At 75.7% G+C, this 16,740-nt stretch carries 13 protein-coding genes and 1 pseudogene; 7 read left to right on the top strand and 7 right to left on the bottom strand.

Going from position 1 to position 16,740, the window contains the following annotated elements; all coding sequences use genetic code 11:
* Positions 1-12: 12 nt before the first annotated feature.
* The gene (locus S1361_RS05810) at positions 13-2,031 is read right to left on the bottom strand and encodes a HEAT repeat domain-containing protein (RefSeq protein ID WP_208030757.1); all 2,019 of its coding nucleotides are present in this window, start codon (positions 2,029-2,031) and stop codon (positions 13-15) included.
* Between the two features lie 144 nt (positions 2,032-2,175).
* A complete protein-coding gene (locus S1361_RS05805) occupies positions 2,176-3,867 on the bottom strand; it encodes an acyl-CoA dehydrogenase family protein (protein ID WP_243769097.1) in 1,692 nt (563 codons plus the stop codon).
* A gap of 71 nt (positions 3,868-3,938) precedes the next feature.
* Here S1361_RS05805 and S1361_RS05800 point away from each other — a divergent pair, with 71 nt between their 5' ends.
* The 3 genes from S1361_RS05800 (at position 3,939) to S1361_RS05790 (ending at position 6,406) form a co-directional block, all read left to right on the top strand.
* Positions 3,939-4,694, top strand: coding sequence for a PaaX family transcriptional regulator C-terminal domain-containing protein (locus tag S1361_RS05800; RefSeq protein WP_208030756.1), 756 nt, complete (start codon positions 3,939-3,941; stop codon positions 4,692-4,694).
* 94 nt (positions 4,695-4,788) lie between these two features.
* Positions 4,789-4,974, top strand: a complete 186-nt coding sequence (locus S1361_RS05795) for a hypothetical protein (protein WP_208030755.1) — start codon at positions 4,789-4,791, stop codon at positions 4,972-4,974.
* A gap of 229 nt (positions 4,975-5,203) precedes the next feature.
* Positions 5,204-6,406 (top strand): benzoate/H(+) symporter BenE family transporter, encoded by a 1,203-nt coding sequence (locus tag S1361_RS05790; protein WP_208036488.1) that lies wholly within the window; start codon positions 5,204-5,206, stop codon positions 6,404-6,406.
* Between the two features lie 39 nt (positions 6,407-6,445).
* Here S1361_RS05790 and S1361_RS40240 read toward each other — a convergent pair whose 3' ends face one another.
* Complete coding sequence (locus S1361_RS40240; protein WP_425086589.1) at positions 6,446-6,715, bottom strand: hypothetical protein; 270 nt, start codon at positions 6,713-6,715, stop codon at positions 6,446-6,448.
* A gap of 116 nt (positions 6,716-6,831) precedes the next feature.
* Between S1361_RS40240 and S1361_RS40235 the strand changes: the two genes are divergently transcribed.
* The 3 genes from S1361_RS40235 to S1361_RS05775 all read left to right on the top strand — a co-directional run bounded on the left by S1361_RS40235 (position 6,832) and on the right by S1361_RS05775 (position 12,049).
* A complete protein-coding gene (locus tag S1361_RS40235; protein WP_425086588.1) occupies positions 6,832-7,041 on the top strand; it encodes an SGNH/GDSL hydrolase family protein in 210 nt (69 codons plus the stop codon).
* Positions 7,042-7,218: 177 nt separating this feature from the next.
* Positions 7,219-7,770 carry a hypothetical protein gene (locus S1361_RS05780; RefSeq protein ID WP_208030754.1) on the top strand — a complete coding sequence of 184 codons (552 nt, stop codon included), beginning with the start codon at positions 7,219-7,221 and terminating at the stop codon, positions 7,768-7,770.
* Positions 7,771-7,777: 7 nt separating this feature from the next.
* Positions 7,778-12,049, top strand: a complete 4,272-nt coding sequence (locus tag S1361_RS05775; RefSeq protein ID WP_208030753.1) for a cation-translocating P-type ATPase — start codon at positions 7,778-7,780, stop codon at positions 12,047-12,049.
* Positions 12,050-12,076: 27 nt separating this feature from the next.
* Here S1361_RS05775 and S1361_RS05770 read toward each other — a convergent pair whose 3' ends face one another.
* Complete coding sequence (locus S1361_RS05770; protein ID WP_208030752.1) at positions 12,077-13,156, bottom strand: NADH:flavin oxidoreductase/NADH oxidase; 1,080 nt, start codon at positions 13,154-13,156, stop codon at positions 12,077-12,079.
* A gap of 130 nt (positions 13,157-13,286) precedes the next feature.
* Here S1361_RS05770 and S1361_RS05765 point away from each other — a divergent pair, with 130 nt between their 5' ends.
* Entirely contained in the window at positions 13,287-13,643 is a 357-nt protein-coding gene (locus S1361_RS05765; RefSeq protein WP_208030751.1) for an ArsR/SmtB family transcription factor, read from the top strand.
* Here the strand turns inward: S1361_RS05765 and S1361_RS05760 are convergent.
* The 3 genes and pseudogenes from S1361_RS05760 to S1361_RS05750 all read right to left on the bottom strand — a co-directional run.
* Positions 13,563-14,136, bottom strand: a pseudogene (locus S1361_RS05760) (solute carrier family 23 protein); the annotation flags it as partial. The gene S1361_RS05765 and the pseudogene S1361_RS05760 sit on opposite strands and share 81 nt — an antisense overlap.
* Positions 14,137-14,199: 63 nt before the next feature.
* Entirely contained in the window at positions 14,200-15,534 is a 1,335-nt protein-coding gene (locus S1361_RS05755) for an FAD-dependent oxidoreductase (protein WP_208030750.1), read from the bottom strand.
* A 432-nt stretch (positions 15,535-15,966) separates the two neighbouring features.
* Positions 15,967-16,635, bottom strand: coding sequence for a TetR/AcrR family transcriptional regulator (locus tag S1361_RS05750; RefSeq protein ID WP_208030749.1), 669 nt, complete (start codon positions 16,633-16,635; stop codon positions 15,967-15,969).
* Positions 16,636-16,740 lie beyond the last annotated feature (105 nt).

The raw sequence follows: 16,740 nt of genomic DNA, 5'->3' as shown, positions 1-16,740 counted from the left end.
GCCCCCGGCCCGCTACACCTCCGCCCGCAGCCCCCGGCACATGCGCAGCAGTTGCTCGTCGTCCGGGATGGCGCGGTCGCCGTATGAGCCCTCGGCCGCCGTGTGGCGGCGGGGGCGGGCCAGTTCTGTGGTGATCAGGTCGTAGAGCGGAGCCGCAGCGGGACCCATGGTGGTCAGGCAGCGGGCGATGGGGGCGCGGGTGCGCGGGTCCGCCGTCCAGGCGGTCCGGAACACGGGAAGGACCGGCTCCGGGTCCCCGGCGATGTCCCACAGCGCGCACGCGGCCGGTACGCGTTCCCACGCCGGCCCCGAAGCGGCGAGCCGGCGCAGCGCGGGCAGTGCGGCGTGCGCGGCCGGGCCCAGCCTGGCGAGCTGCCGGGCGGCGCTGCGGCGGGCGTCCGGATCCGGTTGCGCCAACTCCCGCAGCAGGACCGGGAGTACGGCGGTGGTGTCCCCGTCCGCGGACCACAGCGCGCCCGCCGCGGTGGCCGCGTGCCGGGTGCGCAGCAGCGTGCGCAGAAGCGGCGCCGCCTGTGCGGACGCGCCCAGCTGCACCAGCGTCTCGATCACCTGGCCGACGACCGCGTCCCGGGCTCCCAGACCGTCGGGAGCGCCCGAGAGCAGCCGCAGCAGCTCGGGAACGGCGTCCCCGTCCCCGACGGCCCCGACCGCCGTCAGCAGCGGAGCGGCGAGCCGGGAGGCGGTGGGGGAGGCCAGCGGGACACGGCCGAGGCGGTGGCGCAACGCGGGGGCCAGCGCGGCGGCGGCCCGGCCCAGGTGCACGACCTCGTAGCCCAGCCCGACGGGTGCCGCCGGGCCGGCCAGCAACTGGGCCAGCGGCGGCACCGCGCGCGGATCGCCGGTCCTCGCCAGCGCCTTGAGCGGGCCGCCCAGCATGGGCGGGCAGCGCTCCCAGCGATGTGTCCACAGGTCGGGCCGCGCGGTCACCAGCGCGTGCAGGTCGTCCGCCGCCGGCGCGGCCAGGTCGAACAGCTCGGCCAGGACCGAGACCGCAGCGTCCCGCAACCTGTCCTGCTCACTGCCTAGTTGGGCGCCGAGCAGCCGCACCGGCCCCTCGTACGCGCCGCGCCAGCCGCGGAACAGCCCCGCCGACATCCACACGGCGTTGCACCGGTCCACCGGATCCCCGCTGGTCAGCTGCCCGGTGAGCAGGGTGATCCGGTCGTCCACCCGGTCGCCCAGGGCGTTGTGCAGGGTGCGCAGCAGCACGGCGCCCTGTTCGTCGGAGGGCCGCAGCCGCCGTAGCCGGCGCACCAGGGTGTCCGTGCCCGGGTGCTCCTGGCGCCGCAGACGCTGCGCGGACCGCTGGTGCAGCAGCCGGACCGCCGCCGGTACCAGGTCGGCGGGGAGCCGGTCGGGCGCGCGGAGCGCGAGCTGGCCGAGCGCCGCCAGCCGCAACCCCGGCGCGTAGGGCGGCGCGCTCTGTTCGGCCAGGAGGTCCACCGCGCCGTCGGCGTGCGACGGGTACCGGTGCGCGAACAGGCCCAGGGCCTCGGTGAGGGCCAGCAGGACGCAGTCCTCCCGCTCGGCCCGCAGCCGCCGTCGCAGCAGCTCCAGGACGCGCGCCGGCTCCTCAAGGAAGCGCACCAGGGCGCCGGCCGCCGCCCGGCGCACCGCCGGGTCCGGGTCCCCGGCGAGCACGGCGAAGGCCTCGGCGCCCGCGCACACCGCCTCCCGCCCCCGCCCGTCCCCGGTCACCCCCTCCGGCCGGTCCGCGCTCTCGGTGCCGCCGGCGGTCTCCCCGCCGATGCTGACCAGCAGTTCCACGATGCAGCCCCGGTCGGGCACCTCCTCGCGGCCCAGCAGCCGGAACAGGAACGGCACGCAGGCGAGCGTCGAGTCGTACACCCTCCCCTGGTGGTGCACGGCGCTGTACATCCCGTCGAGCGCGGTCGCCCGCTCGGCGATGTCCGCGGACGCCAGAGCCCGTAACCACCCGGGCACGTCCTCCGCGCTGCCGTGCGCGTGCCGCAGCGAGGCCCAGTCGACCTCGTCGATCCCCGTGAACACGTTGTCCTCCCCAGACGAGTGCCACCTGAGCGGGAGTGTGCCCCACGGCACCGACAACGGTACGGAATCATCCGCTGACTGTGTGCGATCCGTCGGCACTGACCGGCCAAGGGACGCTGACGCCCGCACACGCGCGGGGAGGGGTCAGTTCCGGTCGGGCAGAGCGCGCTCCAGGATGGCGTCCAGGTCCGTTCCGGCGGGCAGGGTGCCGAAGGCGTGGCCCCAGTCGCCGCCCAGCCGGGTCGCGCAGAAGGCGTCCGCGACCGGGTGCGGAGCGTGCCGGACGAGCAGGGAGGCCTGGAGGGCGAGCGCCATCCGCTCGACCAGCCGGCGGGCGCCCGCCTGATCGGTTCCGGCCAATTGGTCCTTGAGCGCCGCCACGGCCGTGTCGAGCCGGGCGTCCGCCCCGCGCGCGAGGGCGAGTTCGGCGAAGAGGGCCTCGGCGGTGTCCGTCTCGCGGCCCAGGGCGCGCAGCACGTCGAGCGCGTTGACGTTCCCGGAGCCCTCCCAGATCGACAGCAGCGGGGCCTCCCGGTAGTGCCGGGGCATGCCGGACTCCTCCACGTACCCGTTGCCGCCCAGGCACTCCAGGGCCTCCGCGGTGAACGCCGGGCCCCGCTTGGTCACCCAGTACTTGCCGACGGCGGTGGCGATGCGCCGGAAGGCCCGCTCCCCGGCGTCCCCGCGCACCGCGCGGTCGGCCGCGCCGGCCAGCCGCAGCGTGAGCGTCGTCGCCGCCTCCGACTCCAGCGCGAGATCGGCCAGGACGTTGCGCATCAGCGGCTGGTCGATCAGCCGGGCACCGAACGCGCTGCGGTGCCGCGCGTGGTGCCCCGCCTCGACCAGCGTCTTGCGCATCAGGGTCGCCGAGGACATCACACAGTCCAGCCGGGTGCAGTTGACCATCTCGATGATGGTCTTCACACCGCGTCCCTCCGGGCCGACCAGCCAGGCCACGGTCCGGTCGAACTCCGGCTCCGAGGAGGCGTTGGACCGGTTGCCCAGCTTCTCCTTCAGCCGCTGGATGCGGAAGGTGTTGCGGCTGCCGTCCGGCAGGACGCGCGGCACCAGGAAGCACGACAGCCCGCCCGGGGCCTGCGCGAGCACCAGGAAGACGTCGCACATGGGCGCCGACGTGAACCACTTGTGCCCGCGCAGCGTGTACACGCCCGCCTCGCCGGTGGGCGTGGCCGTGGTGGTGTTCGTCCGCACGTCGGAGCCGCCCTGCTTCTCCGTCATGCCCATCCCGGCGAGCAGCCCGGGCTTCTCGGTGGGGACGCGCAGCTCCGGGTCGTACTCCCGGCTGGTGAGCAGCGGCTCGTACACCTTGGCGAGATCCGGCTGGGCGCGCAGGGCGGGGACGGCGGCGTACGTCATCGACGTGGGGCAGCCGTGTCCCGCCTCGGTGTGCCCCCACACCAGGCCGCCCGCGGTCCGGGCCACGTGCGCCCCCGGACGGTCGTCGGCCCAGGGGGCACCCGCCAGGCCCTCGGCGACCGCCGTCCGCATCAGGTGGTGCCAGCTGGGGTGGAACTCCACCTCGTCGACACGGTGGCCGTAGCGGTCGTGGGTGCGCAGGACCGGCTCGTACCGGTTCGCCAGCTCGCCCCACTCCTGCGCCTCCGCGCTGCCCGCGCGCACCCCCAGCTGCCGGATGCCGTCCTCGGCCCACCCGGCGCCCTCCCGGCGCAGCCCCTCCAGCAGGGCCGGGTCGTCGGAGGCGTCGTACGGGGCCAGGGACGGCGGCTGGTTGGTGACGTCGTGCGTGGCGTCCGGCCGCGGGGACGGCGACGGCGGCTGCGGCTGCGACTGCGACTGCGCGGTAATCGAGACCATGGGGACATGTTGCGCTCTTCCTGCGGCCGTAGCAATGATGCAACAAGAGCGCGCACGTAGAGTCCGGGGTCATGCGCATGAACGTCTCCGCGGAGCCCGACGCGGCCGGTCTGCGACCGCTGTCCGCCCGGTCGGTCGTGCTGAGTCTGCTCCTTGGTGTGCACCCGCCCGAACTGCCCGTGAAGGACCTGGTCCGGCTCGTGGAGCCGTTCGGGATCGGCGGCTCCACCCTGCGGGCCGCGCTGAGCCGGATGGTGGCCGCCGGCGACCTCCGGCGCGCGGACGGCGTCTACCGGCTGAGCGACCGGCTGCTGGCCCGGCAACGCCGCCAGGACGAGGCCGTGCGGCCCCGTACGCGCGCGTGGGAGGGCGACTGGGAGATGGTGGTGATCACGGCGACCGGTCGCGGCCCCGCCGAACGCGCCGACCTGCGCACCCGGCTGGCGGCCCTGCGGCTGGCCGAACTACGCGAGGGCGTGTGGCTGCGCCCGGCCAACCTCGACCGCCCCCTGCCCGCCGCGCTGCACCGGGTGGCCCTGACGTGCACCGCACGCCCCGACGAGCCGCCGGGCGACCTGGCCGCCCGGCTCTGGCCGCTGGCCGACTGGGCGGCCACCGCGCGCGCCCTGCTCGACCGTGCGACCCGGGCCGGCCACCCGGCCGACCGGTTCACCGCCTACGCGGCGGCCGTCCGTCACCTGCTCACCGATCCCGTCCTGCCGGCCGCCCTGCTGCCGGCCGACTGGCCGGGAGAGAGACTGCGCGCCGCGTACTCCGGTTATCGGCGGGAGCTGGGCGTGGCGCTGGACGCGCGGGAAGGGGAGTAGTCCCACCCACCGCGGAACGCCTCCGTCACAGGGCGCGCCGTTCGGTCGCCCGGCGGCCCGGCGCACGGGGCAGCCCCGGCTACGAGCAGGTGGTGTGCGCATCGCCTGGAACTGCCAACTCTTCCTCCGTGGCACTTCGTCGGGCGGCGTGGGAAGTCTCGTCGAACACCGTTATACCTTCGAGGGGCCGGACCGCACCGCACCGAAGGACATGGTCCGTCAGTCCATCGGCCCTAAGAGCCCGGCCGATCTCGTCGCCGACCTGGAACAGGCCCTGTAACGGGCCGCGAAGGAAGACCTTGAGCCCCGAGCCCCCCGAGACAGACACCACTCCAGGCGCGGCGCACACCGCCGCGCCGCCCTCCGCTGCCGGCCGCTCCGCACCGGAGCGGCCCGGGGGACCGGAACCATCCGGAAGACCGGAATCGGCCGGGGGACGGGAATCGGCCAGGAGATCGGCATCGGCCGGGGGCCCGGAACCGGCCGGAGAACCGGAAGCGGTCGCAGAGATAGAGCCGGCGCCCCGGCCCCGGCTGCTGCGCGACGCGTCCCTGTCCGCCGTGCTCGCCGGCCTCGTGGCCGTCGTCGTGTCGTACTCGGGACCGCTGGTCATCGTGCTCGCGGCGGCCTCGGCCGGACACCTCGACACCGCGCAGACCAGTTCCTGGGTGTGGGCCATCTCCATCGGCAGCGGTCTGACCTGCATCGGGCTGAGCCTGCGCACCCGAATACCGGTCATCACCGCCTGGTCCACGCCGGGCGCGGCACTGCTGGTGACCAGCCTCGGCGCGTACTCCTACGCCGAGGCCATCGGCGCGTTCCTCATCACCGGTGCCGTCATCACGCTGATCGGGCTCACCGGGGTGTTCGGATGGCTGATGCGCCAGGTACCCGCGGCGGTGGTCTCGGCGATGCTGGCGGGCATCCTGTTCAGCTTCGGCACCCATGTGTTCACCTCGCTGGGAACGGCGCCGGTGATCGCGGGATCCGTGCTGCTGGCCTACCTCGTGGCCAAGCGGCTGCTGCCGCGGTACGCGGTGCTGATCGCGCTCGCCGTGGGGGTCGTCGCCAGCGCGGCCACCTCCCGGCTGCACGTCCACGTCGGCACGATGGAACTGGCGCGGCCGGTGCTGACCACGCCGGAATTCTCCGTGGCCTCGCTCGTCGGCATCGCGGTGCCGTTGACCCTGGCCACCCTGGCCTCGCAGAACGCCCCCGGCATGGCGGTGCTGACCGCCTCCGGATACCGGCCCGAGGACCGCCTGCTCATCGGCACCACCGGACTGGTCTCCACCGCGCTCGCCCCCTTCGGGTCGCATGCGATCAACCTGGCCGCGATCACCGCCGCGATCTGCACGGGCCCGGAGTCGCACCCCGACCCGCGGCGGCGCTACGTGGCCGGTGTCTCGTGCGGCGCCTTCTACCTGCTGATCGGTGCCTTCGGATCCACACTGGTGGCCTTCTTCGCCGGGCTGCCGAAGGAACTGGTCGCCGCCATCGCCGGCGTGGCCCTGTTCGGGGCGCTGGCCGGCGGCATCACCGGCGCGGTCAAGGAGGAGAAGGACCGCGAGGCCGCGCTGATCACGTTCCTGGCCACCGCCTCCGGCGTCACCCTGTTCGGCATCGGCTCCGCCTTCTGGGGCCTGGTGTTCGGCGTCGCCGCCCACCTCGTCCTGTCCGGGCGGTGGCGCCGGCGGACGGCCGAGGCGTGAGCACGGGCCGGGCCGCCGCCGCGGCCCGGCCCGTCCTGCTCACTTGCAGGTGATGTCAGGCGGAGTATTCGCGGAGTACTTGCAGCGCGTGCCGTCCGGGCCGGAACCGTTGGTGGGCGGCTCCTTGCCGGCCCGACCGCTCCTACGACCGCCCGCACAGCCGCACAGCCGCACAGCCGCCCGGCCACCGCGGACATCGCCGTCCTCGACGACGGGCTCGGCCCCAACGTGCTCGCCCGCCTCGGCCGGGACGTCCTCTCCCCGCAGCGGGGTGAGCCGGCTGATCGTCTTCGAGGGCGTCGACGACATCGGCACCGCCGACGCCCCCGAAGCGCAGCGCGCGGTGACCGACGACCTGATCGCCGCGCGCGACCCTCACCCCGATCGGCGGCAGCACCCTGTACGACGATCCGGCGGGGGAGCGGGTGGCCGGCCGGCAGCGCGTCGACGCCTGGATCCGCACCCCCGGCCACTTCGACGCGGTGATCGACTTCGACCGGGCGGTACGGGACCCCGCGGACCCCGGTCGGCTGCTGCCCGCGCGGCGCGCCGGGGACTGGCTGCACCTCGACCCCGAGGGGTACCGGGTCCTCGCCGAGGCCGTGCCCGAGAGGCTGTTCCGGCACATCTCCTGAAGCCGCGCCTTTGGACGCGGGCGGCCGCGCACGGGGCGGCCGCGCACGGGGCGCGGTAGCGCCGGAGGGATCCGTGGCGTTCCCTGGGAAGAGGTGGCGTTCCTTGAGGAAAGAGGGGATGACCAGCACCGTCGCGGGCACTCGGTGGGCCACGCACGATCTCACCCGAGGAGAGTCATGGCTGAGCAGAAGTCGTCGTCGGTCCTCACGGCGCCCCTGCGCGGCGCGGCCTCGGTCCTGCGCAGGGTGCCCGGCGCCGAAACGGTGACCAGGGCCGCGGAGGAAACACTGGACAAGGTCGGCGCGGTCTCGCCCCGCGGCCGGCGCATGGCCGTGTACGCGGGGGCCGGGGTGCTCGGTGCCGTGGGCGTGGTCGAGTGGCCCGTGGCGCTCACCGGCGCGGCGGTGGCCTGGCTCACCCAGCCCCGGCCGGCGGACCGCGGGGACGCGGGCGCGCAGCGGTCCGAACCCGCCCACGACCTCGGCACCGCCGCCCTCAGGTCCGGTGGCGGGGGCCACGGGCACGCCCGTGCGGCCACCGGGACCGAGACGTCCGCGGGTGGCCACGCCCCGGGCACGCACGCCTCCGGCAGCCACGCCTCCGGCCGTACCGGTCATCCCGAGACAGCCAGTCCGCCCGAGGCGGCCCACGGCATCCGGGCGTCGGCGGCCAGAACGTCCACCGGTCCCCTCGGGCCCACCGCACGGCCCGACCGCACCACACTCTGAGGAGGCCATGGTGCTCGGTCTGCTGACAGCGCCGTCGGCCGCAGCCCGCCGGCTCGCACAGGCGGCGGCTCCGGCGGTCGGACTGGCCGCCGGAGCCGCCGCCGGAACCGCCCGCGCCGGCGTGCGCGGCGCGGACGCCGCCGCGCGGGTGGCGCGAGTGGCCCGCAACGCGCTGCCCGGCGCCGGTGACCACTGGCGCTCCGGCGCCCGCGCCCACCTGGCGGTGCGGCCCCTGGAACCGGACCACGCGCGGCACGCGGGCGGTACGGCCCACCTGGCGCGCCGGATGGCCGAGGCGCTGGAGGACCACCCCGAGGTGCTCGTCGCCTACTGGGACCAGGGACTCGCCCGCCTGGTGGTGACCGCGACCGGTGAGGAGGCCGCCGACCGGGTCCTGGAGCACGCGGCCGGCCTCGCCGAGCGGCACGGACTGGTCCTGGCGGCCGGCGACGTGGAGGAGACCACGCATCCGGCCGACCCGGCCGGGGTGCGCGCGGCGTCGGCCACGCTCGCGGCCGACGGCCTCGGTATCGCCGTCGCCCTCACCGCGTACGCGCTGCGGCTGCCGCCCTCGCCCCGCATGCTGACCGCGGTCGTGACCCTGCTGCGGGAGAACCCGCGCTTCCGCGCCTGGCTGCGCTCCCGGCTCGGCGACGCCCGCATGGACCTCGCACTGGCCTGCGCGAACGCCGCCGTGCACGGCGCCGGCCAGACCCCCACCTCCCTGGTGCTCGACGGTGCCCTGCGGGCCTGCCAGGTGGCCGAGACGGTGGCCCGCTCCGCCGCCTTCGACGCGGTGCACGACCAACTGTGCGCGCCCGACCGGGTCAGCCTCGGCGCGGGCCCGGACGGCCCGCCGCGCCCGCCGCTGCGCGTCTCCCCGGCCCAGGAGTACGCGGCCCACGCCTCCGCCGGCAGCCTCCTGGGCGCCGCGGCCACCCTGCTGGTCAAACACGACGGCGCCGAGGCTGCGGAGGCGGTGCTGGCCGGCTCCCCGAAGGCCGCCCGCTACGGTCCCGCCGCCTTCCACGCCGTGCTGAGCGCCGCCCTGGCCCGCACGGGCGTCCTGGTCCGCGACCCGGAGCGGCTGCGCGAGCTGGAGATGGCCGGCACCGTCGTCCTGCACCCGAGCGCGCTGCGCACCGAGAACGGCGAGCCCGACGCCTGGACCGAGCCGGTGCTGGACGCCGCCCGCCGGGCCGGGCTCCGGGTCGTGCTCGTGGACGACCCGGCGCTGGAGGACTACACCGGTCTCGCCGACCAGGTCGTCGACGCCCGCCGGCCGCTGGACGACGTCGTGTACGAGGCGCGCGGCGACGAGGGCGCCGTACTGGTGGCCGCCCGGGTGCGCACGGCCGGCGAGCACGACGTGCTGGCCGCGCTGCGGGCCGCCGATGTCGCGGTCGCGCTGACCGACCGGGACGGCGCGGTGGTCTGGCACGCCGACATCCTCGCCCTGCACGGACTGCCCGACATGTGGCGGGTGCTGACCGCGATCCCGGCCGCCCGCCGGGTCGGCCGCCGGGCCCAGACGCTGGCCCGCTCCGGTGCCGCGCTGTCCGGACTGCTCGTCGCCATCGGCGAGTCCGGCGGCGGACGCGGCCGCCGATCCGTGCTGCCGGGGCTCCGGCACGCGCCCGTCGACGTCGGTGCCGCGGCGGCGCTGCTGGCCGGGGCGGGGGCCGCGTTCGGCGTGGCGGCGGCCGGCGCCCCGCATCCGCGGCCCCGGGTGCACTGGCACGAGCTGGACCCGGACGAGGCCCGGGACCGGCTGGCACACGAACCGGCCCCCGACACCGAAAACCCGCTGGCCGCCCGGATGCGCAAGGCGGCCCGGACCGTCACCGGACACCCGGCCGCCGCGCCCGCGCGCTGGTCCTACCGGCTCGGCCGCGCCGTCCGCGGGGAGCTCCAGGACCCGCTCACCCCGGTCCTGGCGGTGGGCTCGGCGGCGTCGGCGCTCCTCGGCTCCGTCGTGGACGCGCTGCTCGTCGTCGGCGCCCTCGACCTGAACGCCCTGGTCGGCGGCGTCCAGCGGCTGCGGGCCGAGCGCGCGCTGTCCGGACTGGTCGCGGAACAGCAGCAGAAGGCGCGCCTGGTGCCGCCGGAGGCCGAGGCACCGGCCGGCGGCACCCGCACCGTGGAGGCGGGCAACCTCCGGCCGGGCGATGTCATCCAGCTCAAGACGGACGACGTGGTGCCCGCCGACGCCCGGCTGCTGTGGCAGGAGGGGCTGGAGGTGGACGAGTCCGCCCTGACCGGCGAGTCGCTGCCGGTGGAGAAGCAGACGGACCCCACCCCGCACGCCGCGGTCGCCGACCGGAGCTGCATGCTCTTCGAGGGAACGACCGTGGTGGCGGGCGAGGCCCGGGCCATCGTGGTCGACACCGGCGACCGTACCGAGGCCGCCCGTGCCGTCCACCTCGCCGCCCGCACGCCTCCGGCCGGCGGCGTCCAGGCCCGGCTCCAGGAACTCACCCGCAAGGCGCTGCCGCTGACCCTGGCGGGCGGTGCCGGGGTGACGGGCCTGGCGCTGCTGCGCGGCACCCCGATCCGCGAGGCGGTCAGCGGCGGGGTGGCGGTGGCCGTGGCGGCCGTCCCGGAGGGGCTGCCGCTGGTGGCGACGGTGGCGCAGCTGGCGGCCGCCCGCCGGCTGAGCCGGGGCGGTGTCCTGGTGCGCACCCCGCGCGCGCTGGAGGCGCTGGGCCGGATGGACACCATCTGCTTCGACAAGACCGGCACGCTCACCGAGAACCGGCTGCGGCTGGTGCGCACCTCCGACGCCGAGGGCACGGTCCGCGGGGTGACCGACCCCGGATCCGAGGAGACCGTCCGGGCAGCCGCCCGGGCCTGCCCGCGCATGAACGGCGACTCCGACCGGCCGGTGCACGCCACCGACGAGGCCGTGCTCGCCGCCGCGCCGTCCGACCCGGACTGGACCCAGCTCGCCGACCTGCCGTTCGAGGCCGCGCGCGGCTACGCCGCCGCCGTCGGCCGCAGTGGCGACGGGCCGCCCGTGCTGGTGGTCAAGGGCGCCCCGGAGACCGTGCTGCCCGCCTGCACCGGGCTGTCCGACCGGGCCTCGGAGACCGCGCACGCGCTGGCCGGGGACGGCCTGCGGGTGCTGGCGGTGGCCGAACGCCGGCTCGGCGCCGGCGAGCCGGAGACGGACGCCCTGGAACGGCCGCTCGGCGACCTGGAGTTCACCGGACTGCTGGCGCTGTCCGACGTGGCACGCGAGACCTCGACGGCGCTGGTGCACGGGCTGAACGGGGCGGGCGTACGACCTGTCATGCTCACCGGCGACCACCCGCAGACCGCGCGGTCGATCGCCGCCGACCTGGGCTGGCCGGAGGACACCGTGGTGGTCACCGGCGACGAGCTGGCCGCGGCCGACCGCGCGGCCCGGGCCCGGATGCTGCGCGACGCGGGCGTGGTGGCCCGGGTGGCGCCCGAGCAGAAGCTCCAGGTCGTGGAGGCGCTGCGGGACGCGGGCCGGGTGGTCGGCATGGTCGGTGACGGCGCCAACGACGCCGCGGCGATCCGGGCCGCCGACATCGGCGTCGGCATCAACGCGCGGGGTTCGGCCGCCGCGCGCAACGCCGCGGACATCGTGCTGACCGACGACGACCTGACGGTGCTGATCGACGCGGTCGGTGAGGGCCGCGCGCTGTGGCACAGCGTGGCCGACGCGATCGCCATCCTGATCGGCGGCAACGCGGGCGAGGTCGGGTTCGGCATCCTCGGCACGCTGCTGTCCGGGCGGGCGCCGCTGTCCACCCGGCAGATGCTCATGGTGAACCTCTTCACCGACCTGTTCCCGTCGATGGCGGTGGCCGTGACGGAGAAGGAGGGCGAGGCGGACCTGGGACACGTGGAGGAGGCGGCCGTGGTGCTGGGCGACCCGCTGCTGCGGCAGATCCGGCACCGGGCCCTGACCACCTGCCTGGGCGCGGTCACGGCCTGGCTGATCGGCCGCTTCACGCCGGGCACCGCCCGCCGCTCCAGCACCATGGCGCTGTGCGGCGTGGTCGGCACCCAGCTCGTGCAGACCCTGCTCGACCGGCGGGACAGCCGGCTGGTGCAGGTCACCTCGCTCGGCTCCGCGCTGGCCCTCGTGGCCATGGTGCAGACCCCGGGCCTCAGCCGCGCGTTCGGCTGCACCCCGCTCGGCCCGGTCGCCTGGGCCGGTGTGGTGGCCGCGATCGCGCTCGCCCTGGCGGGCCAGCGCACCCTGCCCCGCCTGGAACGAACCGTCAGCCGCCTGCTGCCGACGTGACCGGCACCCCGCCCGTGGGTGCCGGACTCAGAGCGAGCGGTGGTACTGGTCCGGCACCCGGATCTCCGCGCCCAGTTCACGGGCGGCGTGGCGGGCCCAGGACGGGTTGCGCAGCAGCTCGCGGCCGAGGAGCACCGCGTCGGCTTCCCCGTTCGCCAGGATCTTCCGGGCTTGCCCGGTCTCGGTGATCAGGCCCACGGCGGCGACGGGCAGCGGGGTCTCGCTCCTCACCCGGGCTGCGAACGGCACCTGGTAGCCCGGCTCGGCCGGGATGGTCACGCCGGGGGCGTTGCCGCCGGTCGAGACGTCGAGCAGGTCGACGCCGTGGGCGTGCAGGTCGTGGGCGAGGCGGACGGTGTCCTCCGGGGTCCAGCCGCCGTCCTGGAGCCAGTCGGTGGCCGAGACGCGGAAGAACACCGGCTTGTCCGCCGGCCACACCTCCCGTACGGCGTCCACGACCTGGAGGGCGAACCGGGCGCGGTTCTCGTACGAGCCGCCGTAGGCGTCGGTGCGGTGGTTGGAGTGCGGGGAGAGGAACTCGTGGATCAGATAGCCGTGGGCACCGTGGATCTCGACGATCTCGAAGCCCGCGGCGCGCGCCCGGCGCGCGGCGGCGGCGAACTGGCCGACGATCTCGCCGATCCGCTCGACGGTCAGCTCGGTGGGCACCGGGTGGCCCTCGTCGAACGGCAGCGCGCTCGGGCCGAGCGGCTGCCAGCCGTGCGCCTCCGGCCCGACGGGCGCGCCGCCCTTCCACGGCCGGTCGGTCGACGCCTTGCGGCCGGCATGGGCGAGCTGGACCGCCGGTACGGTGCCGTGCGCGGCGAGGAAGCGGGTGATCCGGCGGAAGGCGTCCACCTGGGTGTCGTTCCACAGCCCGAGGTCGTACGGGGAGATCCGGCCCTCGGGCGAGACCGCGGTGGCCTCCACCACGATCAGCCCGGTGCCGCCGGTGGCCCGTGCGGCGTAGTGCGCGAAGTGCCAGTCGTGCGGGGCGCCGGTGAGCGGGCCCTCCGGTTCGGCCGAGTACTGGCACATCGGGGGCATCCACACCCGGTTCGGGATGGTCACTTCGCGCAGGGTGATGGGCTCGAAGAGCGCACTCACGTCGGACTCCATTCGTCACGGACCGCTGGTGGCTTCGTACGGTACTCCTCGTACTACGAGGGATGTCAAACTACGATGCCTCTCGTACAATGCGGGTGACGAAGCGTTCCGTGACGAGGGGGCAGCCGCCGTGACCGATACCGCCACCACCGGCCGCGCGCTGCCGCACCCGGAGCGGGAGGAGATCCGCCTGGAGGCCGTGCTGCACGCGCTGTCCGACCCGATGCGGCTGCAGATCGTGCGCGAACTGGCCGCGAAGGAAGCGGAGCTGACCTGCTCGCAGTTCGACCTGCCGGTGACCAAGTCCACCACCACGCACCACTTCCGGGTGCTGCGCGAGAGCGGGGTCATCCGGCAGGTCTACCGGGGCACGGCCAAGATGAACGGCCTGCGCCGGGACGATCTGGACGGCCTCTTCCCAGGCCTGCTCGACAGCCTGCTCGCCGCCGCCGACCGCCAGGCCGGCCGCATCGGCACCCCAGGCTGAGCCGGCCGCCGGACCCCGCTTCGACCGAAGGTGGTCGAAGAGCAGGTTCAGGACGATCGCGGACAGGCAGCCCGCGCCGATCCCGCCGTTCGTCACCGTCCGGAGCCAGTCCGGGAACTTCTCGTACACCGTGGGCACGCCCACCGGCAGCATGCCGATCGCAACCGGGACCGCCACCACGGTCAGGTTGTGGTCGTCCGCGAAGCCGACCCGGGCCGGCGTCCGCAGCCCGCTCGCCACGACCGTCCCGCACATCACCAGACCGGCCCCGCCCGGCACGGGCGCCGGGATCGCCGCGACCACCGCGCCCGGCTCGGGCAGCAGACCGAGCGGCACCAGGATCCCGCCGGCCGCGGCTGCGCACCCGGGTCATGCCGACCAGGCCCACGTTCTCCGCGTACGCCGTGTACGGGAAGGTGTTGAACACCCCGCCCAGCACGGTCGCCAGGCCGTCCGCGCGCAGCCCCTCGGCGGGGGAGTGCGGCTCGGCCTTGCACAGTTCCGCACGGTTGTCGTCGTGTGTCCGGTCCGTCCGGCGGCGGGAACGCCCGGCGCGTTACGGCACCCGGGCCGCGCCCAGCAGTGCGTCCCAGTCGGCCAGCTTCACCACGCTCCGCCCCAGCCGCGCCCCCAGCTCGGCCTCGGCCCGCTCGATCGCCAGCCAGCCGTCCCAGGGCACGGGTTGGATGCCGGCCGCCCGCAGGGCCGCGACCGGATCCTCCGGCACCTTCGCGCGTCCGAGCGCGGGAGCGTCCGCGAGCAGCGTGGTCACCGTCTCCTTGGCGCACGGCCGGTTGGTGCCGATGACCCCCGTCGGGCCGCGCTTGATCCATCCGGCGACGTACTCACCGGGGGAGGGCACGCCGTCACGCAGCACGCGGCCCTCCTGGTGCGGGATCGTGCCGCTCGCCGGGTCGAAGGGCAGCCCCTCCAGCGGCACTCCGCGATAACCCACCGAGCGCAGCACCAACTGCGCGGGCACGTCCTCGTACCTGCCCGTGCCGGTCACGCCGCCGGACGCGTCCGGTGCCGTCCGTTCGAAGCGGACGGCCCCCACCCTGCCGCCGTCCTCCAGCAGCTCCACGGGGCGCAGGAAGAACCGCAGCCGGATCCGCCGGGTGGCGGTCGTGGCGGGCCGCGCCGCCCAGGCGCGCAGCACCTCCACATTGCGGCGCGGTCCGGCCGGCAGGGCGCCGGGATCCGCCGGATCGAGTGCCAGATCGGCCTCGTCGACGGTCACTTCGGTGCCGGGCAGGGCGCCCAGCTCGCGCAGCTCCTTGGTGGTGAAGCGGGCCTGGGCAGGGCCGCGCCGGCCCACCATGTGCACCTCGGTGAGCCCGCTCGCCGCCAGCGTGTCCAGCGCGGCCTGCGGGATGTCCGTGGGACGCAGCTCCGCCGCGCCCCGCACCAGCATCCGGGTCACGTCGACCGCGACATTGCCCACCCCGATGACCACCGCCGTGCGCACCCCGCGCAGGAAGCCCGCGTCGGCCGCGTCCGGATGGGCGCTGTACCAGGACACGAACTCGGTCGCGGACCAGCTGCCCGGGAGCTCCTCGCCGGGGATTCCGAGCCGCCGGTCGGTGGCGGCGCCCACGCAGTAGACCACCGCGTGGTAGAGCCCGCGCAGGTGCTGCACGGGCAGGCCGCCGGGACCGCCCACCCGGACTCCGCCGAGGAACCGCACCCGCTCGTGCTCCAGGACCGTCCGCAGGCTGCCCTGCAGGGACTTGATCTTCTCGTGGTCGGGTGCGACGCCGTAGCGGACCAGGCCGTAGGGGCACGGCAGCCGGTCCAGGACGTCCACGCGGACCTCGGGGTCGAGCTGGATCAGACTCTGGGCGGTGTAACACCCACTCGGCCCGGAACCGATGACGGCGACACGCAGCACAGCGGAACTCCTCGCCCAAGGAGAGTGTGCGGACGGCTCCAGCATGGCACCGCCGGGCGCCCGGCGGCAGGGGCCGGTGGGGTGACCGGGAGGCGTGGTCCGGTCATATGGATGTGATCATCCGCCGGGTGGTGCGCGTGGGGCACCGCGGGGGTGCAGTGGCGGCGCACCGGCCGGGCGTTCCGCGCGGGAGACCAGGGGTGCGCGGCGGGTTCGTGCGGGGTCGGGCGGGGGACCGGCCGGGTGGCGCGGGTGCGGACCGCAGGGGTGCGCGGCAGGTTGGTGCGGGGTCGGGCGGGGGACCGGCCGGGTGGCGCGCGTGCGGACCGCAGGGGTGCGGTGGCGGCGCTTCCGGGCGGAGCGGGACGAGGGAGCCGGCCCGGTTTCGCCGATGCGCCCCTCCCGCGCGGCGGATCCGGCCGGCCGAACCCGTCAGGAGCCGCTCGGCCGTTCCTCCGTGGCGAAGAACCGGGACAGGTCCCCGCCCCCCGGCGCCGGGTCCGGCTGGCTCTCCGGGGGCACCCCCATCGCCCAGTCGAGCCCGTACCGCTGGAACAGCTCGGCCCGCAGCCGGGGCACGGGCATCGGCACCCCCGGCACCAGCGCCGCGTACACCGCGCCCATCAACAGGGCCCGCAGCATCGGGTAGTCGGCCGAGACGTCCTGCGCGCCGTAACGGGCCACCGTGTCGCTCAGCAGCTCCGCCAGCCGGCGCTGCTCCGGGCACTGCACGAAGCCCTCGGCCTGGAGCAGTCCCGCCATGTGCTGGCGCATCAGCACGGGCCGGTCCCGGGCCAGGCCCAGGATCGCGTCGATGGCCCGGGCCAGCCGCTCCCGGCCGTCCTCGGTGCACGGCTCCCGCTCCAGCGCCTCCTCCAGCGTGCGGTGCATCAGCCGGTGCACGGCGGACTGCACCAACTGGCGCTTGCCGGGGAAGTAGTACGACACCAGTCCGCGCGCCGAGCCGGCCCGGTCCGCGATGTCGCCCAGCGTCGTGGCCTCGAACCCGTGCTCCCCGACGAGTTCGACGGCGGCCTGCAGCAGCCGTTCCCGGGAACGCCGCCGCAATTCTTCATTGACCGAGGCGCTGCGCGGGGACATCCTGTAACTCCTGCGTTGACTGGCTGCCAGCCAACTATACTCAACGCAGCAGGGGACCCCTGTGCCCGGGGGCCGCCCGGAACAGCCGTTCGTCCGGGGCGACGC

The sequence above is a fragment of the Streptomyces cyanogenus genome, assembly GCF_017526105.1.
Lineage (GTDB): Bacteria > Actinomycetota > Actinomycetes > Streptomycetales > Streptomycetaceae > Streptomyces > Streptomyces cyanogenus.
This window is presented reverse-complemented; position numbering and strand designations above follow the sequence as displayed.